The 23,052-nt window shown below is 61.1% G+C and carries 17 protein-coding genes; 13 read left to right on the plus strand and 4 right to left on the minus strand.

Going from position 1 to position 23,052, the window contains the following annotated elements; genetic code table 11:
• Positions 1-10: 10 nt before the first annotated feature.
• The 3 genes from FFV09_RS21175 (at position 11) to FFV09_RS21185 (ending at position 4,261) form a co-directional block, all read left to right on the plus strand.
• The gene (locus FFV09_RS21175) at positions 11-976 is read left to right on the plus strand and encodes a GGDEF domain-containing protein (RefSeq protein ID WP_141449687.1); all 966 of its coding nucleotides are present in this window, start codon (positions 11-13) and stop codon (positions 974-976) included.
• A 221-nt stretch (positions 977-1,197) separates the two neighbouring features.
• The gene (locus FFV09_RS21180; protein ID WP_141449688.1) at positions 1,198-1,914 is read left to right on the plus strand and encodes a response regulator transcription factor; all 717 of its coding nucleotides are present in this window, start codon (positions 1,198-1,200) and stop codon (positions 1,912-1,914) included.
• A complete protein-coding gene (locus FFV09_RS21185; RefSeq protein WP_141449689.1) occupies positions 1,901-4,261 on the plus strand; it encodes a sensor histidine kinase in 2,361 nt (786 codons plus the stop codon). The genes FFV09_RS21180 and FFV09_RS21185 overlap by 14 nt, the downstream gene beginning before the upstream one ends.
• Before the next feature lie 950 nt (positions 4,262-5,211).
• Here the strand turns inward: FFV09_RS21185 and FFV09_RS21190 are convergent.
• A complete protein-coding gene (locus FFV09_RS21190) occupies positions 5,212-6,144 on the minus strand; it encodes a LysR family transcriptional regulator (RefSeq protein ID WP_141449690.1) in 933 nt (310 codons plus the stop codon).
• Positions 6,145-6,281: 137 nt separating this feature from the next.
• Here FFV09_RS21190 and dapA point away from each other — a divergent pair, with 137 nt between their 5' ends.
• The gene (gene dapA, locus FFV09_RS21195; RefSeq protein WP_141449691.1) at positions 6,282-7,181 is read left to right on the plus strand and encodes a 4-hydroxy-tetrahydrodipicolinate synthase; all 900 of its coding nucleotides are present in this window, start codon (positions 6,282-6,284) and stop codon (positions 7,179-7,181) included.
• A 162-nt stretch (positions 7,182-7,343) separates the two neighbouring features.
• Positions 7,344-8,030: a metallophosphoesterase family protein gene (locus FFV09_RS21200; protein ID WP_246098596.1), complete on the plus strand. Its 687-nt coding sequence runs from the start codon at positions 7,344-7,346 to the stop codon at positions 8,028-8,030.
• Positions 8,031-8,405: 375 nt separating this feature from the next.
• Here FFV09_RS21200 and FFV09_RS21205 read toward each other — a convergent pair whose 3' ends face one another.
• On the minus strand, positions 8,406-9,608 hold the full coding sequence (locus FFV09_RS21205; protein ID WP_141449693.1) for an acyltransferase: 1,203 nt from the start codon (positions 9,606-9,608) through the stop codon (positions 8,406-8,408).
• A gap of 99 nt (positions 9,609-9,707) precedes the next feature.
• Between FFV09_RS21205 and FFV09_RS21210 the strand changes: the two genes are divergently transcribed.
• Both FFV09_RS21210 and FFV09_RS21215 read left to right on the plus strand, forming a co-directional pair.
• On the plus strand, positions 9,708-10,304 hold the full coding sequence (locus tag FFV09_RS21210) for a GNAT family N-acetyltransferase (protein WP_141449694.1): 597 nt from the start codon (positions 9,708-9,710) through the stop codon (positions 10,302-10,304).
• Positions 10,301-10,657, plus strand: a complete 357-nt coding sequence (locus FFV09_RS21215; RefSeq protein ID WP_141449695.1) for a winged helix-turn-helix transcriptional regulator — start codon at positions 10,301-10,303, stop codon at positions 10,655-10,657. Before FFV09_RS21210 ends, FFV09_RS21215 begins: the two co-directional genes overlap by 4 nt.
• Here FFV09_RS21215 and FFV09_RS21220 read toward each other — a convergent pair.
• Positions 10,644-11,780 carry an SDR family oxidoreductase gene (locus FFV09_RS21220; RefSeq protein ID WP_141449696.1) on the minus strand — a complete coding sequence of 379 codons (1,137 nt, stop codon included), beginning with the start codon at positions 11,778-11,780 and terminating at the stop codon, positions 10,644-10,646. The genes FFV09_RS21215 and FFV09_RS21220 overlap by 14 nt on opposite strands.
• A gap of 409 nt (positions 11,781-12,189) precedes the next feature.
• Complete coding sequence (locus FFV09_RS21225) at positions 12,190-13,143, minus strand: DMT family transporter (RefSeq protein ID WP_141449697.1); 954 nt, start codon at positions 13,141-13,143, stop codon at positions 12,190-12,192.
• Between the two features lie 160 nt (positions 13,144-13,303).
• On the opposite strand from FFV09_RS21225, the gene FFV09_RS21230 reads away from it, so the two are divergent.
• The 6 genes from FFV09_RS21230 to FFV09_RS21255 all read left to right on the plus strand — a co-directional run bounded on the left by FFV09_RS21230 (position 13,304) and on the right by FFV09_RS21255 (position 22,894).
• The gene (locus FFV09_RS21230) at positions 13,304-14,200 is read left to right on the plus strand and encodes a LysR family transcriptional regulator (RefSeq protein WP_141449698.1); all 897 of its coding nucleotides are present in this window, start codon (positions 13,304-13,306) and stop codon (positions 14,198-14,200) included.
• Between the two features lie 138 nt (positions 14,201-14,338).
• Positions 14,339-16,339 carry a glycoside hydrolase family 35 protein gene (locus tag FFV09_RS21235; protein WP_246098403.1) on the plus strand — a complete coding sequence of 667 codons (2,001 nt, stop codon included), beginning with the start codon at positions 14,339-14,341 and terminating at the stop codon, positions 16,337-16,339.
• A gap of 175 nt (positions 16,340-16,514) precedes the next feature.
• Positions 16,515-17,885: an AraC family transcriptional regulator gene (locus FFV09_RS21240; protein ID WP_170315105.1), complete on the plus strand. Its 1,371-nt coding sequence runs from the start codon at positions 16,515-16,517 to the stop codon at positions 17,883-17,885.
• Positions 17,886-18,000: 115 nt separating this feature from the next.
• Positions 18,001-19,515: a response regulator gene (locus FFV09_RS24430; RefSeq protein ID WP_170315106.1), complete on the plus strand. Its 1,515-nt coding sequence runs from the start codon at positions 18,001-18,003 to the stop codon at positions 19,513-19,515.
• A complete protein-coding gene (locus tag FFV09_RS21250) occupies positions 19,512-21,326 on the plus strand; it encodes a sensor histidine kinase (RefSeq protein ID WP_246098404.1) in 1,815 nt (604 codons plus the stop codon). Before FFV09_RS24430 ends, FFV09_RS21250 begins: the two co-directional genes overlap by 4 nt.
• 2 nt (positions 21,327-21,328) lie before the next feature.
• Positions 21,329-22,894 carry a response regulator transcription factor gene (locus tag FFV09_RS21255; protein WP_141449701.1) on the plus strand — a complete coding sequence of 522 codons (1,566 nt, stop codon included), beginning with the start codon at positions 21,329-21,331 and terminating at the stop codon, positions 22,892-22,894.
• Positions 22,895-23,052 lie beyond the last annotated feature (158 nt).

Consider the following 23,052-nt stretch of genomic DNA (forward strand, 5'->3'; position numbering starts at 1 on the left):
GGCGAAGCGGATGCTTACAAAAATCGGGGAGATCACGGCAAGTATCCCGGTGGTCGGAGCCGGTACGAAGTGCGAAGCGGTCGATGAATGCTTCAAGCAGAATCCGAAGCTCGAAGGACTGGCGATCGTCCACCCGGACGGCACGAACTCGCTCATGATGCGCGTCCAGTTCTACCAGCAGATCGCGACGCGCTACGGCTTCACGTTGTTCATGAACCGTCCGGTCGGCGTACTGTCGAATTCCTGTCCGCTGCTCGTGGACGAAGGAGAACTGATTACCGACGTCAGCATCCGCGCGATGAACCGGCCCGAAGAAGAGCTGTACGATCTCGTGCTGGTCAGCCGCGGCGGGACGCTGCTCGGAGCGGTCAGCGTGCGTCTGCTGCTGCTATCGGTCGCCGACGTGCGCACGCAGATCGCAACGTTTATGAACCCGCTCACCGGGCTGCCCGGCAACCGGATCATCGAAGACCGGCTGCAGCAGACGCTCGGCCTCGAATCGTTCAGCGTGCTGTATATCGATCTCGATCAGTTCAAATCGTACAACGACGGCTACGGCTTCAAGCAGGGTGATCTGCTGCTTCAGGCGACCGCCAATCTGCTCAGTGAAGTGTTTGCGCAGCCGGACAGCTTTTTCGGGCATATCGGCGGGGACGATTATATCGCGATTCTGCACCATCATCATTACGAAGACGCCTGCAGCCGGGCGATCGACGAGTTCGAACGGCTGAAGCGGGACTTTTACCGAAGCGAAGATCTGCTGCGCGGCTCGATCACGGGCGAGAACCGCTTCGGCAGCCGCGGCCTGATCCCGCTCGTGTCGCTCTCGATCGCCGTGGTCACGAACCGCAGGCGGACGTACGACAGCATCGAAGAGATCGTGGAAGAATCGGCCCGGATCAAGAAACGGTGCAAAGCGGTACAGGGCAGTATCGTGTTCGCGGACGGCCAGACGGCCGCCTGTTCGGGTTCGTGAGATCCCGCTGCCTGCGCAGATCATGACGATCGCTGCCCGGCAAATATTGCATGGCAAATAGGGCATGGCAAATCGGCGGACCCGGACAGGGTCGGCTTTTTGTCGTTTCCGGCGCGGCGCATTTCTTTGGAATTTCTTTCGTTTTTCCCGAGGGAGTCGTTAAGGAACGTTTTTTATGCTAAAAGCGTTCATAAGAAAAAGAGCAAAAAGAAGGAGAACTTATGACGTACCGGATTCTGGTCGTGGAAGACGACAAAGAAATATTGGAAGGGATCTCGATTTATTTGCGCAATCAGGGTTACGAGGTGCTTCAGGCGGCGGACGGCGTGGAAGGGCTGGCCCGGATCGAAGCGGCGGAAGAGGTGCATCTGGCGATCGTCGACGTGATGATGCCGCGGATGGACGGAATCTCGATGACGATGAAGCTGCGCGAGAAGCACGACTTCCCGGTTATTTTTCTCAGCGCCAAATCGGAAGAGATCGACAAAATCGCGGGGCTGAACATCGGGGGGGACGATTATATCGCCAAGCCGTTCGCTCCGATGGAACTGCTGGCGCGCATCCATTCGCAGCTGCGGCGCTACGCGCGTTATTTGGCTCTGTTGTCCGGCGGCGCAGGCGCGGAAGCGGGGAAAAGTACCCGGCACGCGGTCGGAGGGCTGGAGCTGGACGAAGAGACGGTGGACGTCGGCGTGGACGGCGTACCGGTGCGCCTGACGCCGCTTGAATTCAAAATTTTGGCGCTGCTGATCCGGCATCCGGGGCGCGTGTTTCCAGCGGATGAAATCTACGAACGGATCTGGAACGACCGCGCCGTCTCGACGGATACGATCATGGTCCATATCCGCAACATCCGTGAGAAGATCGAGATCAATCCCAAACAGCCGAAATATTTAAAAGTCGTATGGGGGGTCGGGTATAAAATTGAAAAACAATGAACGGATCGAACAAACAAACGGAAAAGTCCAGAGTGCGCGCGAAAAGGAACAGATCGGGTGGAAGCTGCCTTTGCCGGAAATCGGTCCGTGGTTCGTGCGTTTCGGTCTGCTGGGCGCTATCGCTTTTTTCGTCGCCGTCGCTTATTCCGCCTTGTCGTTCGAAGGATCGGAATGGATCGAGGGGGAAACGACGGACACGTCGCTGACCGAGGTAGATCCGCAAGCGTGGGTCGACAGGCTGGAAAAAAGCAATTACGTGCTTCCCCTGATGCTGGCCCAGCAAAACGACGCGCAATCCGGTATGTCGGAGCAGGGGATGAGCGATCCGCAAATCTATGCGCAGACCTACCAAAAGATCGTGCCGTCGTCGTTGTATCTGCCCGGAGGCTCGAACGTGTTCAATCGGTCTCCCGCGGGCGAAGTGATTCCCGAGCGTTTTCGGCAGCAGTTGGATGCTCTGATCTCGAAGTGGCAGAGCGGCATGACGGAAGGGGACGGCACGGCCAATCGGTACCGGATGGAGTACGGCGTCAAGCATGATCAATCCGGCAGCTGGCCGATTCGGAATTCGTCTTCGATGACCGAAGACTTTTGGATGTTTGAATCATTGACCGCGAAAAGGGAATTGATGGAACACTACGGGTTCTACGCCGTGGTTGAATTCGATGCTTCCGGCGCGATGCAGATTCCGGTCTGGTACGGTCTCGGCACGCAGTGGCGGGATCGGCTGCTGGTCAATCACACGCAGCAAATAGCGCTGTCCGCCGGTCTCGAAAACATGCAGCCGGCGACGGCGGACGCATCCGAATGGAAGCCTTACATGGCGCGTATCCGCAATCCGCAGGCGTTTACGATCGTCTATACGCTGCCGCGTTCGACCTATTCCGCCGAAGCGACTCTGGAAGCGTACAAACCTGCGGCCATGCACGCGGCAGGATTCAAGTACCTGGTCCTGCTCGCGATCGGCAGCGCGATTCTCGTCGGCATTCCGCCGCTCCGAAGTCTGCGTCGCAGACCTTCGAACACCGGGGCGGAGACCGGCAGTCGAAGAATCCCTTATGCGAGACGGCTTCCGCTGGAATACTGGCTGCTCGGCGCGGGACTGCCGCTCTTCTTCTACACGCCGTTTGCCGTCTGGTCTTACGATCACGGGAATTCGCCGCTGCTTGAGATCATGGCAATCTGGATCGTGTTGTTGACGTTCTGGTGCGGACTGGCCGAATTCGTGACCCGCGCCTGGCTCGAAGGCGGGAGCCGCGTGCTTCGGACGGGCAGCCTGACGGTTACACTGTGGGAGTGGCTGCACCGGTTCGATCTTGCGGACGCTTCGGACCGCTCGCTGCTCAAAATAGCGTCCGCGCACGCCGTGCTGCTGGCCGGGATCGTGACGCTTGCCGCGTACGTGCCGTATGCGGCCGGGATCGCGCTTGCCGTGTATCTGGTCCTGCTGTTCTACGGGATCAAAAAAAGAAAAGACCAACTGCTTGCGGCTTACGCCCGGCTGTACGCTTCCGTGCAGGGAATGGCGCGCGGCGAACTGGACGTGCGGATCGACGGCTCCCTGGGCGTATTCGAGCCGATGACTGCCGAACTGCAGCGCGTGCGCGAAAGCTTCAAGCACGCCGTCGAAGAAGAAATCAAAAGCCAAAAGCTCAAAAGCGAGCTCGTGACCAACGTCTCGCACGATCTCAAAACACCGCTGACCGCGATCGTCACTTACGTCAATCTGCTTCAGCAGAACCATCTGACGGAAGAGCAGCGGCGGTCGTATATCGACGTACTGGGCGGCAAATCGCAGCGTTTGACCCGGCTGATCGAAGATTTGTTCGAATATACGCGGGCTTCGAGCGGCGCCGCTTCTGTAGCTCCGGTCAGCGTCGACCTGGTCGAACTGCTGAAGCAGGCGCGGGTCGAGCTGAAAGACCGCCTCGCCGAGTCGGGCGTGCAGCTGCGCTTCGCCGTGCCCGAAGGCAAAGTCATCCTGCCGCTCGACAGCGAGAAAACGTTCCGCATCTTCGAGAATCTGTACCTGAATATCGCCAACTACGCGATGCCCGGTTCGCGCGCCTACGTCGAACTGACCGATACCCCGGCGGAAGTGCGGATCGTGTTCAAAAACGTATCCGCGTCGGAACTCGATTTCAAGCCCGACGAGATCATGGAGCGTTTCGTGCGGGGCGACCGCGCGCGCAGCGCGGAAGGCTCGGGCCTCGGGCTTGCGATCGTGAAAAGCCTGGTCGAACTGCAGGGCGGCACGTTCGGCCTTGAATTGGACGGCGATTTGTTCAAAGCGCTTATTCGCTGGCCGAAAAGCGGCGCGGAGGGGGGAGCGGTGGGAGCGGGCTGAGCAGCGTGAGTGGTGGAGGTAGGGCAAATAGGGTAAGGGCGAATGGAGGAGCGGCGTATAGGGGAGATGGGCGAACAGTATGATATTTATAGGTACAATATTGATAGACACGACTGTAACGAACCCTGGTCACGCTATTTGCTTCATAATGCGCTTTTTCGAAGGTTAACGAATCGTTATCACGCTATTTGCTCCAAAACAGCCTGAAATCGGCGTAATCGCAATAATAAGGATGTAAGGATTCGTTAGGCGAGCTCAAAAGGCCGAATATCGGCAAATAGCGATAGGATGATTCGTTACGGGTAGTGTATCGCGCGCAGGGAGCGGGTGGCGTCACGTTGCGTCACATCACGATGCGATGCGGTACGTTGGCATGGTGGTGCAGCCGTGTTCGGAGGTTGGAGGTTGGAGTTTGGAGTTTGATTAAGGAATTCGGAACTTCAGTTAAGGATTTGAGACTTCGGGGGAAAAGAAACCCGGCGCTTCGTACAGTGTATGCGTCGAGTCGAGCCTGCCGATTCGAGTTTGTGGATATGCGAAAGGCGGCCATAGGCCGCCTTTTTACTTTTAATTTGATTTTGCTTTTAATTTGATTTTGCTTTTGGTTGATGGCGCTCGTTTTTTCAAAATAGCTGCGAGAGAACATCTATTTCTCCCTATGCGTGCGTGTAGAGGCGAATAGTTGCGTAGGAGCACTTATTTTCCGTTCCAAGCACCGCAAACCGTCTTTTTCCGCAAAATAAGTGGATCTACGCAGTTATTTGGCATTTCGGCGGCATTTGGCTCAAATAAGTGCTCTCCTGCACTTAAATGCTCGGCCGCACAAACCCAGCTCGGCCGCACAAGCCCCAGCTAGGCCGCACAAGCCCAGCTCGGCCGCACAAGCCCCGCTCAGCCGCACAAGCCCCGCTCAGCCGCACAAACCCAAGCTTCGCCCGCTCTGCTTCCCGTCACTTCACCGATACGTCCGCTCTGCTTAGCCGTTCGTTTACCCGCTCGGCGTCTTCGCCGGTCATGAGGCCGATCAGCGTGAGGAGCATCTGGGACATCCACTTTTTGGGATGCAGCAGAATTTGCAGGTGGAAGCGCAGGTCGGGATGGACGAACGGGATGCTGGCGAGCGTGCCGCGGCGCAGTTCTTCCTCGACGGCGATCTGCGGGAGCAGCGCGATGCCCAGGCCGTTCATGACGCAGTGCTTGATCGCTTCAAGGCTGCCGAGTTCGAAGCCGATCCGGTACGCGACGCCGTGTTCGCGCAGCACTTTCTCGAACGTGCTGCGGTACAGGCAGCTGCCTTCGGAGACGATGAGCTCGCATCCGCCCAGGTCATTCGGGCGGATGCTGTCCGCGCTGCCGGTCGCGGTAAGCGGATGCCCGGGCGGCGCGACGAGCACGAGCGGTTCTTCGCGCACGGTGAGGCAGCGCAGCGAAGGATCGGCCGGCTTGCGGTCGAGCAGCAGCACGAGATCGTATTCGCCGTCTTTGAGCTTGTTGATCAGATTGCTCTCGCTGTCGGGCAGCATCTGGATCGCGATGCCGGGATGCTTCAGCCGAAGCTGCTGCAAATGTGGCGGCAGATAATAGGCGGCCAGCGAATCGATCGTTCCGATGGTGACTGCGCCGTCCAGCTGGTTGCCGATCGCTTCTTTGGACTCGTCGTACAGTTCGAGCATTTGCATCGCCAGCTTGAGCAGCGCTTCGCCCGGCTGCGTCAGCCGGAGCTGGCGGCCGTAGCGTTCGAACAGCGCCACGCCGTACTCGCGTTCCAGCTTTTGCATCTGCATCGTGACGCTGGATTGGGCATAGCCGAGTTCTTCGGCTGCGCGCGTGAAGCTTTGGCGCCGGGCCACTTCCCGAAAAGTGCGGAGATAGGTCAATTCCATGGCATTCGCTCCTTTTTATATTTCGTCTGTTCTATTCATCAAAATAATTGATGCTTCGCATCACTTATTATAGCTAACGTCGATACTATTTTCCATGTTAAAGTAAAGTTAACAAAAGCCTGCTGGGAGGAAATACAATGTTAACCGAACAACAGCTGCACGGCATCTACATGCCGATCATCACGCCTTTTTTGCCAAATGGAGAAGTCGATCTCGAATCGTTCCACAAGTTGTCTTCGTCTCTCGTCGCGCAGGGCATGCACGGTCTGGTCGTGAACGGCACGACCGGCGAATCGCCGACCGTCAGCCCGGAAGAACTGAGCCTGCTGTCCGCCGCCGCCAAGTCCGCGATCGGTGCGGCGAAGATCCCGCTCGTACTCGGGACGGGAACGAACGACACGCGCGCTTCGGTCAAGAAGACCGAACTCGCCGGCAAATTGGGCGCCGATGCCGTGCTGGCCGTCGTTCCTTACTATAATAAGCCTTCGCAGCGCGGCATCGTCGAGCATTTCCGCCAGATCGCTTCCGTCGGCCTGCCGGTTATCGTCTACGAGATTCCGGCCCGCACCGGCGTGCGGATGGAGATCGACACGGTACGCACGATTCTGGACATGGACAACGTCGCCGCCTTGAAAGACTGTTCCGGCAGCACGCAACTGCTGCGGACGCTGCAAGCGTCCGGTCCCGTCAAGCCGTTCCTGTGCGGCGACGACGCGCGGCTGCTGGAATTTCTCGAAGCCGGTGCGGCGGGCGGGATGTCCGCTTCGGCGCATGTTCGCCCGGAAGAGTTCCTGAACCTGTACCGGAATTTCCGGTTGGGCCGGACGGACGAAGCGCGCGCCATCTTCGAGAGCCTGCTGCCGCTGATCGGCCTGCTGTTCGAAGAGCCGAATCCGGCGCCGATCAAGTGGATGCTGGCCGAGCTCGGACAGATCGCGCACGGCACGCTGCGTCTGCCGATGGTTACGATCGGCGAAGAATTGCAGAGCAAGCTGCTGCACGCGGGCGTTCTTCGGGGCGACGCGCTTGCGATGTAGGCTTTCCGGCGCAGGCGTTCCATCGAACATTTCGAAGTTTGAACCAGACAGTTCGGCGTATGCGCCGGGCTGTCTTTTTTCGCGGAAAATATTGGGCTTTGTTAATCGGTGTCTTTGGAACATCAGGCGCCACCCACGAAAGGAGCGCTTTTTTTGATCTATGTGACGGGAGACATCCACGGTACGATCGACGTGAACAAGCGTTTGAACGGCAAAAATTTTCCCGAACAAAAGAAACTGACGAAAAATGACTACGTGATCATTGTCGGGGACTTCGGATTGATCTGGTCCGGAGACAAGGAAGATCAATATTGGTTGAAGTGGCTGCATCGGACCAAGTCGTTTACGACTCTGTTCATTGACGGCAATCACGAGAACTTCGATCTGCTTGAGCGGTATCCGGTCGAGGAATGGAATGGGGGAACGGTGCATCGGATCAACGACAGCGTGCTGCATCTAATGAGAGGACAAGTGTTCGAGATCGACGGCGTGCGATTTTTCACTTTTGGAGGAGCCGCTTCCCATGACAAAAAATGGCGGAAGGAAGGGAAGTCGTGGTGGGCCAGAGAGATGCCTTCGGAAGAAGAATACCGGGCAGGATGGACGAATCTCGACAAGCACCGCTGGGAAGTCGATTACGTCCTGACGCATACCTGCTCGTCGTCCGCGCTCGCGCATATAGCGGCGAACTATCCGACCGACGTCGAACCGGACGGCATGCATGCCTACTTGCAGGCGATCCAGCAGCGATTGACGTATCGAACCTGGTATTTCGGACATTTCCATCAAGACGCGGAGCTGCCCGCGGAGCAGCGGCTGCTGTATCATCGGATCGTAAAAATTCGATAAGTATGAGGAGTAGCTAGATCCAACGCGACGTAACGCGAACCCAGTAACATTCACCCCGATCACGCAGCGCACAGCCTGGCTTCTATAAACGTATGTATACATTCGGCCCCGCAACCCGCGAACGACAAAAAGAAGAACCGCGATCAATCCGCGGTTCTTCAACGTGTCGAGAAAGTCTGATTCTGAACAAAGTGAGGAGGCGGAGGGAGAAATTCAGTGTAGGAGCGCCAGCGTTCGCCTTTGAAATCAGGAAAATCCCATTCAAATTTGATCCTTTTTCCTGATTTCAACATGCGACCGGAACGAATTTCTCCCGCAGTCGACAAGCTTCTTCTCATACGTATAGGACTTTCTCGACAGCCTGAAGAACCGCGATCAATCCGCGGTTCTTCTTTTTTTGCCGGCGCCGCCGGTCAGCCATCGTCCGCCCGGCAGGCGCGACAGTCCCGCGCACAGCAGCAGCGACGCGGCCGCGACGAGCAGCGCGGTCAGCACGGCAGCGGCCGGATGGTAGCCGCTCAGCGTCAGGTCGCGCGTCTGCACGGCGATGAACATAAGCATCATCGCATGCGACAGATACGCGCCGAACGAATATTTGCCGCACAGCAGCAGCATTTTTTTCCACCAACCGCCGTTTTTTTGCAGCAGAAGGGCCCAGCCGTACAGCATCAGGATTTGCGCCGTCACGGCGACAAAGCTGGTCGGCTTCAGGTACGTCGACACGTTGAGGTTGATCTGCTCGCCCGAGAAGCGCAGCAGGTCGGCGTTCATCCACAGATACATGCCGATAAAAGCGAGCGTGCTCCACGGCAGCAGCTTGAGCGTAAATGCCCGAAACCGTTCCAGATGAAGTCCGCAGATGCCCCCCAATACGAAGTAGAAGACGTAATAAGGGAATTCGTACGTCCGATACTGAAGCAGCGTCTGCCACAGCCCTTCCGTCTGCCAGGACGGCATCCGGTAATACGACAAATACATAAGCCAGCCGTACGCCAGCGCAAGCAGCAGCATCAGCAGCCCGATCCGTACGGCGCGGGCCCGCTCGGAAGAACCCGCTCCGGTCCAGCGTCCGATCCCGGCCGCCGCGCCGCGAAACAGCGGGAAGAAGAGATAGAACTGGAAGATCATGACGACGAACCACAGATGGTAGCCGTAGGTGGGTGCCACGAACTGCTGAAGCAGCAGGGGCAGATCGCCGACCGCAAACACGGCATGGCCCGACAGCCGCTGCACGACGATCCAATACAGCACCGTCCAGCAGGCGAACGGCACGTAAATATCGCCGATCCGTTTGAACAAAACGGGTCCGTATCGCTTGCTTGAGCGTCCATACTGATAGAACAGGATGGCGCCGGCGAGAAATACGAACGTCAGCGTGCCGTAGCGGATAAAATGGTACAGCAGCCCGATCGTCACGGCGTCCGGGTACAGAATGTCGCTGCGGTACACGTATTCGCCCAGACTGTGCTGAAGCACGATGGCGAGAAAAGACAAGCCGCGCAGCAGCCCCCATTCCCCGACGCGTTCGCGCGAAGCGGGAGGCTCGCTTGGAGGCAGCGGCGAAGTCGTAGCGGACATCGAAAGGTCACTCCTTTTTCAAAAAAGTCTGGTCGTCAAGCAACCTTATCATTATACTCTTTCTATATGAATTTAGAATCAAATCGGAGGAGAGTCGACATGAAAAAAGCGGATTTTACGAAAAAACCGGTATTGACCGGGCAGCGAACGATTTTGCGTCCTTTTGAACCGGGCGACGGGGAAAAGATGGTGTCCATTCTTGAAGAAGTGGACGTTCGGCGGCTGACCGGTTCGGCCGAAAACGACGAAGAAGCGCACGCATCGACCACGCTCGAACAAGCTGAGCATGTCCGCGTCTGGTATGACACGCGCAATGCTGCAAACGACCGGCTGGATCTGGCGATCGTCGATGCGGTCAGCGGGGAACTGGTCGGCGAAGCCGTGTTCAACGAATACGACGAGAATACGGGCAACGTCAATTTCCGCATCCTGATCGGAGCGGCCGGCCAAGGGCGGGGCCTCGGCTCGGAAGCGATCGCTTTGTTCGTTCAATACGGCTTCGAAGAGCTCGGACTGCACCGGATCGGACTGGAAGTGTTCAGCTTCAATCCGAGAGCCGAGCGCACCTACGTCAAAAACGGATTCGTGCTCGAAGGCGTCAAGCGCGAAGAATTCGCCTACAACGGCGAATATATCGACTCGAAAGTGTACGGCATGCTGCGCGGGGACTACGACAGCCGGACGTTCCGCCCGTGAGCGAACCGGTCAAGACGTACAATACGGCGGTGGAAGCGACGCTTGAGGTAATCGGGGGCAAATGGAAGCCGGTGATCCTGTTCCTGCTGACGTTCGGCAAAAAGCGCAACGGCGAACTGCTGCGGCTGCTGCCGGCCGTGACGCAGAAAGTGCTCACCCAGCAGCTCAAGGAATTGGAAAAGGACGGTGTGATCGTGAGAATCTCCCACAACACCGTCCCTCCCAAAGTCGAATACGAACTGTCCGAATACGGATGGAGTCTCAAAGACATCCTGCACGCCATGTGCCGGTGGGGCGACGCGCATATCGAGCGGACCTGCCGCAAGCTTGCGAACCCGATCAGGCCGGAATGATTTTGCGGCGCTTCAGATCGTCGAAGATGTCCGTGAACATCCGCTCGGTGTCGACGTATTCGTGCAGGCCGAGCCGCCGGGCTTTGCCGCCGTCCGCGAAGAAGTCGTAATCCCAGCCGAACACGAAATCGCCGAACGCCCACGAAGACACTTCCGCATAAGTATGCGGGGCCAGATCGTATTTGGCGACCAAGCCGTCCCAGAGGCTCTCTTTGCCGCGCATCACGTCGCTCAGCGGCATCGGCAGCGGCGGAGCGGTCTCCATCCCGAAATAGTCGGCGATCTTCGGCCACATTTCGCTCCAGCGGAACAGGTCGCCGTTGTTGATGTTGAACGCCTGATTGGCGCAGCGCTCGTCCGTCGCGGCCCAGACGGTCGCTCTGGCGAGCAGGCCGGCGTCGGTCATCTCCAGCAGGCTGTCGTACGCGCCGGGCTTGCCGGGAAATCGCAGCGGCAGTCCGAGCTCTTTGGACAGCGACGCATAGACCGCGAGGACCATCGCCAGATTCATCGGATTGCCGAGCGCGAAGCCGCACACGACGGACGGGCGCAGCGCGGACCAGGTCCAGCGGCTGCCGACTTGGCGGCGCTCCAGAAACTGCTGCTGGTCCACGTTGAATTCGGGCGGCATATGGAAAGCGTCGCTTTCCTTTGCGGGCGTCTTGAACGGCCCCAGATGCGCGCCGTACACTTTGTAGCCCTGCATCAGGCTGATATGGCGCAGATCGGCGGCGACCGGTTCCAGCGCGTCGACGACGTTGACCAGCATGTCTAGATTGGGCGCGACGAGTTCGGCCCACGTGCCGCGGTCCTGATAGGCGGCGTAGAAAATATGGGTGACCTGCGACAATCCGGCGAGCGCTTCCCGCACAGCGCCGGCATCCAGCAGATCGACGGACAGATAGCGGATCCGATCGGACGATTCGCCGCCCCGGCGCGAGACGCCGATAACGGTCCAGTCGGGCAGCGAGACCAGATGCTCCGCCAGATTGCGTCCGATGACGCCGTTGGCCCCGACGATCAGGGCGACTTTCGGTGCGGAAGCTTGAAGCGGGCGGGCCGCTGCGGCGGATTCGATCGGGTCGGCCGCTGCGGCGGGGACGTAAGGTCGGGATGGGTTCATGGATGCAGGCTCCTTTTTCGGTAACGGTTTTGGTGTAACTTCCTCTTCAGTGTGCGCCCGGAGCGAAGTGGTGACCAGTACGCACTTTGAAGTCCTATAGGCACTTTGAAGTCACTTATGCGGCGGATCGGGGGTCAGACGCACATGCGGATCGGAAAAAAGTTCTGTCGCTGCGGTCCGCGCGGCGGCAGCGGATCGGGCAGCGGCAGCTCGGATAGCGGCGTGTTCGGCACAGCCGCGCAGCCTCGACCGATTTGTGATCCGCACGAAAAAGCCCGTTTCGGCAGCAGCCGAAACGGGCTTTTGAACTTGGATCGAAAGAGGCGGCCGGAAGTCGCGAGACCGCGGCCTAAGCGGAGAACGTTCCTCGCGACCGATCGACCAATCGACCGGCCAGCCGGCCTGACACTCAGGCGCCGGCTTCCGTCCGGAACTCCCGGTCTTTGGCGCGGGAGCGCGAACGGCTGCCCGGCACCCGCGGAGGGCGCGGCAGCGAACGGGCCGGGGCAAGCTTCAGACCCGACACCATGACGCCGCCGAGGATCAGCAGCGCGCCCAGATAGCCCTGCGCGCCGAGCATTTCGCCCAGGAACACGAAGCCGAACAGCGCGGCGAAGACCGGTTCCAGCGAGAAGAGCACGCCGATCCGCTCGGGCGACGTATGCTTCTGCGCGACGGTCTGCATGACGAACCCGAACGCGCTGCAGATGACGGCGAGGCCGATCACGGCGGTCCATTGGGAAGCGCCGTGCGGAATCGACGGCGTCTCGAAGCCGAAGCCGAGCAGCAGGCCGAACAAGCCGGTGAAGCCGAGCTGGAGCACGCCGAGCGTGAGGCCGTCGGCGCGCTTGGCGAACCGGTTCGTCAGCACGATATGCACGGCGTAAACGAACGCGCCGAGCAGGCAGGGCAGCGAGCCGCTCTGGAACGTGAGCGAATGCTGGAGTGTCAGCAGCGCGATCCCGCCCATCGTAAGCGTAATGCCGGCCGCCATCGCGAAGCTTGGCCGGCGGCGCGTGATCGCGAGCTGGATCATCGGCACGAAGACGACCATGGCGCTGGTCAGGAAGCCGGCCGACGACGCGGTCGTCGTCTCCAGCCCCGTAATGAGCAGCGCCAGCATGACGAACAGCACGAACCCGAGCACCGCGGCATAGCCGACCGTCTTCAGGTCGGCCAGCCGTATTCGGCGCCAGAACAGCGGCGCCGTCAGCGCGAAGGCGAGCAGGAACCGCCAGGCGATCAGCATAAACGGCTCCATGCCGTCGAGGCCCAATTTCATCAGCAAATAGGACGAGCCCCAGGCCGCCGAGACCAGGGCGATCGACAGATCGGCCGTTTTTTTCGTCATGTGCATCTTCATTCTTTTCGTCATCCTTTTCCGGTCGTATAGAGTTTGAAAAACCTGCATAAAAATCCGTTGTTTTTTTGCCTTTCTCAGTATAAGTTGAAGAAAAGCATGAGCAAAGCGAATGTTTTTCATGTTTAACATGAACAATTTTAATGATGGAAAGAGGCAGACGATGTCGACCCACAAATACGAAGCTTTTCTCAAAACGCTTGAGACCGGCAGCCTGACCAAAGCCGCGGCCTCGCTCGGTTATACGCAGTCCAGCATCAGCCATATGCTGAACGCGCTCGAAAAAGAATGGAGGTTGACGCTGCTGATCCGGGACCGTTCCGGCATCCGCCTGACGTCGGACGGACAGCGGCTGCTGCCGTACATCCGGCAGGTCGTCCAGGCGCACCGGGAGCTGATCGACGAGACGGCGAACCTGCGCGGGCTCCGCTCCGGATTGATCCGGCTCGCCACGTTCACGAGCGCCGCCGTCAACTGGCTGCCGGGGCTGATCCAGACGTTCCAGCAGCAGTATCCGGGCGTCGACTTCGAGCTGCTGCACGGCCATTACAGCGATATCGAGAATTGGCTCGATACCGGACAGGCCGACTGCGGATTTCAGCGGCTGCCCGTGCGGAGCGATTTTGAGAGCCGCTTCCTCATGCAGGACCGGCTGGTCGCCATTTTGCCCGAGCATCATCCGCTGGCGGACCTGGAGCGATTTCCGGTCGAGGCGCTGGGCGAGGAGCCTTTTCTGCTGCTGGAAGAAGGCACGGTCAACGAGATCCGGGACATCTTCGAGCTGCACGGCATCCATCCGAAAGTGCGCTTTACCGCCCGGGACGATTACGCGATCATCTCGATGGTCGAGAGCGGGCTCGGGATCAGCATTCTGCCGGAGCTCGTGCTGAACCGGACCCCGTACCGCGTCGTGCAAAAAGAACTCAGCGTACCCGCCTATCGCCGGCTCGGCATCTGCCTCAAAAGCGGCGAACATACGTCGCCCGCGCTGCGCAAATTTCTGGAGCACGTGGAGACGTATCCGGCTTTTCGGGGACAGGCGCTGGAAAAAGGGTCTTAAAAATAAAGCTTTTATGCAAAAAGAAGGAAGGCGGCTCCGCCGGCGCGAAGTTGTCTCTATCGGGACGACGGCGCGCGGGCTTGCCTGCCTGTCCGCTCCAGCCCGGAGGACGCAATCCAGATGAACGGGAGGTCGCTTATGCCGACGTTTGAGACAAGAGGAGACCACTTTTATTACGACAACGAACCGCTGCAGCTGCGCTCGGGAGCGATCCATTATTTCCGCGTGGTGCCGGCCTATTGGGAAGACCGCCTGCGCCGGCTGATCGCCTGCGGCTTCAATACGGTCGAGACGTACGTGCCGTGGAATCTGCACGAACCGCGGGAAGGACAGTTCGTTTTCGACGGTATCGCCGATCTGGAAGCTTTCGTGCGATTGGCCGGCTCGCTCGGTCTGCACGTCATCGTCCGGCCGAGTCCGTATATTTGCGCGGAATGGGAATTCGGGGGCCTGCCGGCCTGGCTGCTGGAGAACGGCGATCTGCGCCTGCGCTGCTCGGATACGGCGTACCTGTCCAAAGTGGACGCTTATTTCGACGAGCTGCTGCCGCGTCTGCGCCCGCTGCTGTGCAGCGTCGGCGGACCGATCATCGCGCTGCAAATCGAGAACGAATACGGCAGCTACGGGTCGGACACCGCCTATCTGGAATATTTGCGTGACGGTATGGTCCGGCGCGGCATGGACGTGCTGCTGTTCACGTCCGACGGCCCGGAAGTGCCGATGCTGCGCGCGGGTTCGCTGGCCGGGACGCTGGCGACGGTCAATTTCGGTTCGGGCACGCTCGGCGCGTTCGAACAGCTGCGCCGGCACCAGCCGGAAGGTCCGCTGATGGTTATGGAATTCTGGGACGGCTGGTTCGACCGCTGGACAGGCCCGCATCATACGCGCTCCGCGTCCGAGATCGTGACGGAGCTTGAGCGGATGCTGGACCTGAACGCGTCGTTCAACTTCTATATGTTCCACGGCGGGACCAATTTCGGCTTCATGAACGGCGCGAACCATGTCAACCAATACGAACCGACGGTAACCAGCTATGATTACAGCGCGCTGCTGAGCGAAAGCGGCGATCCGTCGGACGCCTACTTCGCGGTGCGGGAGCTGCTGTCGCAGCGTCTTGGCCTGACACCGCCGGAGCCGCCCGCGCCGCTGCCCAAAAAAGCGTACGGGCGCGTGGAGCTGGGCGAATGCGCGGGACTGCTGGAGCAGGCGGCGCTTCTGTCGGGAACGCCGATCCGCAGCGCCGTGCCGGAACCGATGGAAAGAATCGGCCAGAATTACGGCTTCATCCTGTACACGACGCAGATCGGCAGCGAACACGACGGCGGCAGATTGTTTCTGCAGGACGTGCGCGACCGGGCGCTTGTGTTCGCAGACGGGAAGCAGATCGCGCTCGTCAGCCGCTGGGAAGAGCAGGGCGGCATTCGGCTGAGTGTGCCTACAGGCGGGCTGCGCCTCGATATTCTCGTCGAGAATATGGGCCGGATCAATTACGGGCCGCTCATGCGCGACCGCAAAGGCATTACCGAAGGCGTTCGCGTCGGCAATCAATTCCTGCACGGCTGGGACATTACGCCGCTGCCGCTGGACGATTTGTCGGCGCTCGCGTTCGAGCCGCTTGAACCGGGCGGGGGCGAACCCGCGGCTTCGCCCGCGCAGACAGCCGGCTTCGCGGAGCTGGCCGCCGAAGAAGCGGTGCTGCGCAGCGCCGGAGCCGCGGCGGACAACGAAGCGCTGCATGCCGCGGCGGAAGCGGCGCAGGCGACCGAAGCGCGGCGCGAAGCAGACGCGCAGGGCGCTGCGGACGCCGAACAGGCCGCCGCGTCCGATGCGGCACGCGGCGAAGCGTCGGGGGCGCGTCCCGCGTTCTATCGCGGGACGTTCGCGGTGTCGGAGACGGCCGACACGTTCGTTCGCACGGACGGCTGGCGCAAAGGCGTCGTCTGGATCAACGGGTTCCTGCTCGGCCGTTATTGGCAGGCGGGTCCGACGAACACGCTCTACGTGCCGGCTCCGCTGCTGCGCGAAGGCGAGAACGAGATCGTCGTGCTGGACCTGCACGGCTTCGGCGAAAAGGGCGGAAGCCGTGGCTTGTCTTCGCTGCCGTTCGTCGAATTGACGGACGCGCCGGATCTGGGCTGAACATCGGCTGCGAGAAGGTAGACCCGGGACCCCCGCCTTTCGAGCGAAAGGCGGGGGTCTCTCCGTTTTGGCGTATAATCAAGAAGCGTTTGGCCACATGAATAAGTGTTCGACAATAAGGAGACACAATACGGAGAAGCGTTCGACAATATCGAGAAAAGAAGGAGGAATCGCCATGTCTTGGACTTCCGAAGCCGGAGGCGGCCGGGAATTCAATCTCGGGCAGCATGCGCTGCCCGATCTGCATTTCTCGTTCCAAATGTGCGGTGCGCATTGGCGCAAAGTATCGCCCGGTTGGTCGTACCCGGAGCACGACCATGCGCTGTTCGAATTGAATTACGTGCTGGAAGGGCAGCAGGTCATGCGCCTGAATAGCCAGGCGCAGCTTCAGCAGCCGGGCGAGCTGATCCTGATCGCGCCGGGCTGCCGGCACGGCAGCGAGATCGGCAGCCCGGCGTCGATGACTTATTTCTGCCTGCATTTCGATATCGACGACGCCGTCATGTACGGCCGCCTGGCCGCGCTCGGCAGCCGGCTCCATGCCGCCGACTCGGAACTGACCACGCGGCTGAAGCCCGATCTGGAACGTCTGTCGCTCCTGTCCGGCGAGACGGAAGAAGAGCTGGCGGCGGAATCGTTCGCGATCCGCACTTGTATTCTGCGTCTGCTGCTGGAGCTGTGCCAGTACGCGTTCGACCGGCCCGAAGCGGGGGGAGATCCGGCTATGGCCGCGACCGTGCAGCCGGAAGAAGCCCGGATGCTGCGGGAACGCTACGCGCTGGAGAAAAAGATGCAGGATTATCTCGGCGGACCGGACGACGGCGACCGGCTGAGCGACCGGTCGCTGTTCCCGCCGTTTCGCTGGATCGGCTTGTTCACCGTGATGGTGCCCGACCGCGCATTTTGGACCAAGCCGGACCGGTTTCTCGCGAAAATCCTGCTCGAAGACGAGCTCGGCCGATTCGGCGTCTCGGTCGTCGCCGCGGGCGAACGGCTGCTGACCGCCGTCCTGTTCACGGACGGCTACAGCGTGCCGCCGCTGGAAGAATACGCGGCCGACTGCCGCCGCCTGCTGGAGCACCGGCTGAACGAGCCGGTACGGATCGGGCTCGGAGGCGTCGCGGCTTCGTCGGGCGAGCTCAAAGGGCTGTACCGGCAGAGCCTGAGCCGGCTCGGCCTGAGCGAAGCCGCCGATTGGCTGCCGGATTTCGACTTCGTGAACCGGACCGTCCGGTTGGCGCTGCTAGTCATCGAATCCGACTATGCGGATTCCGAACTGACGCTCGCCGGCCTGGCCGCCCGGCTGGAGCTGACGCCGAACTATCTCAGCGCGCTGTTCACCGCGGAGACGGGCCGCACATTCACTTGGCATCTGACCCGGATTCGGATCGACCGCGCCTGCGCGCTGCTGCGGCAGAGCCGCCTGAAAGTGTATCAGATCGCCCGTCAGATCGGGTATGCCGACCCGGCGTATTTTAGTCGCAGCTTCAAGGGAGTCGTCGGACTCAGCCCGGCCGCCTATCGGGAAAATCTGCTCGACGAATAAAGAATACGCTTACAAGTCAGCGTTGAATTGTCCAACAAAACGTAGATGCGTACATTGTCGGCTCCGCCAGCTGGTGACATACTGGAAAAAAAGCGAAGCACAGGGGGAGACGCGCATGTACAAAGTCATCGTAGCGGACGATGAGCCGCTGATGCTGGAAGGCTGGAAGACGATGGTCGATTGGACCGGGGCGGGATACGAATTGTGCGGGGCCGCTTCCGACGGCGAAGAAGCGCTTGACCTGTTCGGTTCGGTCGGTCCCGATCTCGTCGTGACCGATATTCGCATGCCCGTCTTGGACGGGCTGGAGCTGATCCGGGCGATCAAGAACCGCCCGGGCGCCCATGCCCGAAGCGTGATCGTCAGCGGCTATGCCGAATTCGGCTACGTGCAGCAGGCGCTGCGCTTCGGCGCGGATCGTTACGTCCTGAAGCCGATCGTGCCCGAAGAGATCCAGGTCCTACTCGGCGACCTGTTCGCGCTGCTCGGCCGCGACCGCACCGACCGCGCTTCGGCGGCCGTGCTGCAGGCGGCCGCCGAAGAAGCGGAAGTGATGCGCCTGCTGCAGGGCGGCCTGCCTAGCGGCCCGGGCGCGCTCGGTCTGGCTTCGTGCGCGCCGCTGTGCGTGCTGCTGCTCGAAGCGCCGTGCGCGCCGACGGGCGGCGCCCGTGCGCTGCCGCGCGCCGCGCTGAAGCGCACGGCGGAGCGGCTGCGCGCCGCCGGCACGCCGGCATGGACGTTCGACGACGGCCGGGGCCGACTCGGCCTGCTCGCCGCCTGCGCGCCGGACGCGCTGGAAAGCGACCTGCGGCAGCTCGCGGCTTCGGCCGCCGGCACGGCCGTCTACGTCAGCGGCACCGGCCGGGGGCCGGACTCGCTTGCGCGGCTGTACGCGCAGGCGATCGCGCTGCGCGAGCGCCTGCATGCGCTCGGCCAGGGCGGCGTGTACCGGCATGACGAAGCGCAAATTCCGGGCAGCGTCGGCTTCGCGGAATGCCTCGCTTTCGCCGAACGCATTCTGGAACGCGTCGACGGCGGAGAGGTCGACGCGGTATCCTGCGCCGTATCGGACCTGTTCGGGCTGTTCGGGCGGCTGCGCGTGCCCGGCGGCTGGGCGCAAAGCGTCGTGCGCCATCTGCTTGGCGAGCTGCTGCGCCGGGAAGATTCGCCGGCTGCGGCGTCTGCCCCGGCGGCCGGGCGGTTCGACGAAGAGGCCGGACCCGCGGAAGCCGAACTGCTCCGGCGCTGCACGGAGGCGGCGGAGCGCGTTCGGTCCAAGCGGCCGGCCGGCGCGTCGGGCGCGTCTCCGATCGCCGAAGCGATCGACTATATGCGGCAGCATTACCGCGACAAGCTGCAGCTGCGCGACCTGGCCGCCAGATGCCATTTGAATCCGGTCTATTTCGGCCAGCAGTTCAAACGGGCGACCGGATACGGCTTCAACGATTACGTGCATCGTCTTCGGGCCGAAGAAGCGCGCAAGCTGCTTCGGCGCACCGATATGAAGATCGCCGAGATCGCCGGCGCGCTCGGCTATCACGACACGGAATATTTCAGCGCCAAATTCAAGGCCGTCACCGGCGACCTGCCTTCGCTCTACCGGACCCGGGAGAGAGGAAGTGCGCAGTGAAGCGCCGCGGCTTTGCGCTGCCGGCGCTGAACGATCTGCCGCTCAAACGGAAGTTTCTGCTGATCTACCTGCTCTGCGTGCTGCTGCCGATCATGTCGATCAACCTGTTCTTCTATGAACGGACTTCGGCGGACATCGAGCTGCGCGAGCAGGAGAACCTGCGGCGTTCCGTCGAACGCGCCGGCGGCGAGCTGCTCGGCATGATCGATGAGAGCGTGGCGCTCAGCCGCTCGATCGCGTCCGACGATTCGCTGTACGAAGCGCTGGACCGGACGTATGCGTCCCCGGCCGATTATTACGCCGTCTACGACGATTTTTTGCGCGACAAATTGACCCGCTACATGTCCGCCAACATCGCGGACGTGCGCGTCTATACGGCCAACGACAGTATTCAGACCGGATCGAACTACCGGGTCGTGCCCGGCGAAGGCGAAGTGCCGGAATGGATCGCGGCGCTGGGCGCTTCTTCGTCCGCGATTGCCGCAGCCGCTTATCTCGACGACGACTTTTACAAGCCGGGCCGCCGGATCAGTATCGCCGGACGGATGGACCTCTACCCGTCCTACTCGGGCTATGCCAAATATTCGCGTGTCGACCTCGATTTGGGCCGCATCTCGTCGATCTTGAACCGGGAAAGCGGCAGCGTGCGGTTCAGGCTGGTCGACGACCGGGGCCGCGTCGTGGCCGACGGGCTGGGCGGACGCGACGGAGAAGGTGCCTTCTACGCCAATCCGGAACTGACGCCGGAGCAGCTGTCCTCGGGCTTCGCCCTCGAACGCCCGCTCGGCAGCCTGAACTACGTGCGGGGCTGGAAGCTTGTAGGCATCGCGGACACCCGCTACATCGACGGCCTGATGAACGAATCGCTGCGCTCCATTTTGGGACTCGGCATCGTAAGCACGATCGTGCCTTCGCTGCTGATCTTTTTCGTGTTCCGTTCGTACCATGCGCGGATCAAGCGGCTGTCGCGGCATATGGAGCAGGTGCGCAGCGAACGGTTCGACCTGATCGATATTCCGGAAGGCCGGGACGAGATCGGCGGACTTATTCGGGCTTTCAATCTGATGACCGGCCGGATCCGCTCGCTGATCAACGACGTGTACAAGCTGGAGATCCGCCAGAAAAATCTGGAGCTGGACCGCGTCCGCACGGAGCTTGCGATGCTGCAGAGCCAGGTGAACCCGCATTTTCTGTTCAATACGCTGAACGCCGTGCTCGTCGTCTGCACCCGCAACGGCTACAAGGAAGTGACCGTCATCGTCAAAAATCTGTCGCTGCTCATGCGCCAGCTGCTCAGCCGTCCCGACGATCTGGTGCCGCTGGAAGAAGAACTGCAATTTATCCGCATGTATCTGGAAATCGAGAAGTTCCGGTTCGGCGACCGGTTCGATTACGCGTTCGAAGTCGAGCCGTGGACCGCCGGGCTGCGCATTCCGCGCATGAGCCTCCAGCCGCTCGTCGAGAACGCGTGCAAGCACGGCCTGCAGGGCTGGAAGTCGGGACGCCTGATCACCATCTCGGCGCGGGCGACAGGCGAAGGGCTGGGCGTGTTCGTTCGCGACAACGGGGTCGGCATGAGCGAACGCAAGCTTGGAGAAGTGAACGATCTGATGCGCGCGGAAAGTTCTGCCGACGGCGCGAACGTCGGGCTGCGCAACGTGCACCGGCGCCTGGAACTGTTTTACCGGCGGGATGTCAGGCTTGTGCTGCGCAGCCGGATCGAAGAAGGCACGGAAGCGGGCTTCGTCATTCCGTCGTTCTGGCTGACGCGCGGCGAAGACGAGACGTATCCGTGGAACAAGGAGGCCTGAACATGGACACGAAATACGAGGTATTGTTGGTCGACGACGAACCGTTGGCGATCGAAGGGCTCAAGCTGCTGGTCGATTGGGACAAATACGGATTTCGGATCGGCGGGACGTGCGAGAACGGCGAAGAAGCGATCCGCCGTATTCGCGCCGACGCGCCTGACCTCGTCGTGACCGATATCCGCATGCCGGTCATGGACGGGCTGCGCCTGATCGAAGAGACGCGCGAAGGCGGCGACCGCTCGACGCTGTTCGTCATCACGAGCGGGTACGACGATTTCGATTATGCGCTTCGCGCGATGCGGCTCGGCGTATCGAATTATTTGACCAAGCCGCTGATGGACGACGAGACGGACGAGATGCTGCGGCGCGTACGCGCGCAGCTCGAAGAACGCACGCGCCGCTCCGCGCAGGCGCTGCGGGCGGATATCGGCCTTGAGCGCCGGGCGCTGTCGCTTGCGCTGTTCGGCGGGGACGAAGAAGAACAGACCCCGGATCTTTGCGGCGCGCTGGAGCGGCTGTCGAGCCGGGCAGGCGAATGGGTCTATCTGCGGCTGACGACCAACGCGCAGTGGATGCCGGCTGTCCGGGAAGCGCTCGCGCCGCTGCAGGCCGGACCGGACGGCTGCCGCCTGATCGACGAAGGCCGATTTGCGGTCGGCATCGTGCTGGGCCTGCCGGATGAGGCGGCGGCGCTCGGAGCGGGCGAAGCCGCCCGGGCTTTCGGTCAGGCGCTGCTGGACCGGCTGCCGCCCGAGTCGGCGGGGCAGGTGCGCCTGGCCGCGGGCCGCTCCGTGGAGAGGCCGGAGGAGCTGGGCGCGTCGCTCAGAAGCGCCGAAGAAGCCGCGGCTTTCCTCTTCTTCGGCGGATCGGATCTCGTGCTCTATGCGGATATCGCCGCCAAGCGGCTGTCGTTCGACGCCTCCGTGCTCGAACAGGCCGACCGGATCGCCGCGCTGACGGAAGGCGGGAGCCGGGAAGAGATCGTCCGGCTGCTGGGCGAAGCATTCGCCGGTTTCCGGGCGCGGCTGACCTCGCCCGAGCTGGTGCGCATGTTCGCGGCGCGGATCGTGCTGCGCTGCGCTTACGTCTGCGAAGAGCTGGGCGGCGATTCCGAAGAGACGATCCGGCGCTCGCCGTTCTGCCGGGACGTTCCGCTGCTGCCGGATCTGGCGGAGACGGGGCTGGCGCTCGAAAAGTTCTGCCTCGACTGCCGCCTGCAGGCATCCCGGCTGACCGAGCGCAGCGGAGGCGGCGTGCAGGCGCAGGTCGCCGAATTTTTGCGCGAACGCTATGCCGAGACGTTCACGATTCGCGAACTGGCGGAACGCTTCTATGTACATCCGGTCTATCTGGGCCAGTCGTTCACCCGCAAATACGGCGTCGGCATCGCGCAGTTCGTGCACGAGCTGCGGATCGAAGAAGCATGCCGGCTTCTATTCGAAGAAGACCTGCCTTCCTCCGCGATCGCCGAGCGGGTCGGGTACAAAGGCTACCCGCATTTTCTCAAACAGTTCGAGAAGAAGACCGGCTTGAAGCCGGCGGAATACAGGGCGCAGGCTTCAAGCTGAGCGCCCTTTTTCATGCCGCGGGCGCGAGAGTGCTTAAATTCAGGGGGGAAGAAGCTTAAATCCACCTATTATGTAAGCGTATACATTCAAGCATAATAAAGGAGCAAAGAGTATTCGACTACAAAAAAGCGTTCGACTTACAAGGAGGTTCACTAATG

This window comes from Saccharibacillus brassicae, from assembly GCF_006542275.1.
Lineage (GTDB): Bacteria > Bacillota > Bacilli > Paenibacillales > Paenibacillaceae > Saccharibacillus > Saccharibacillus brassicae.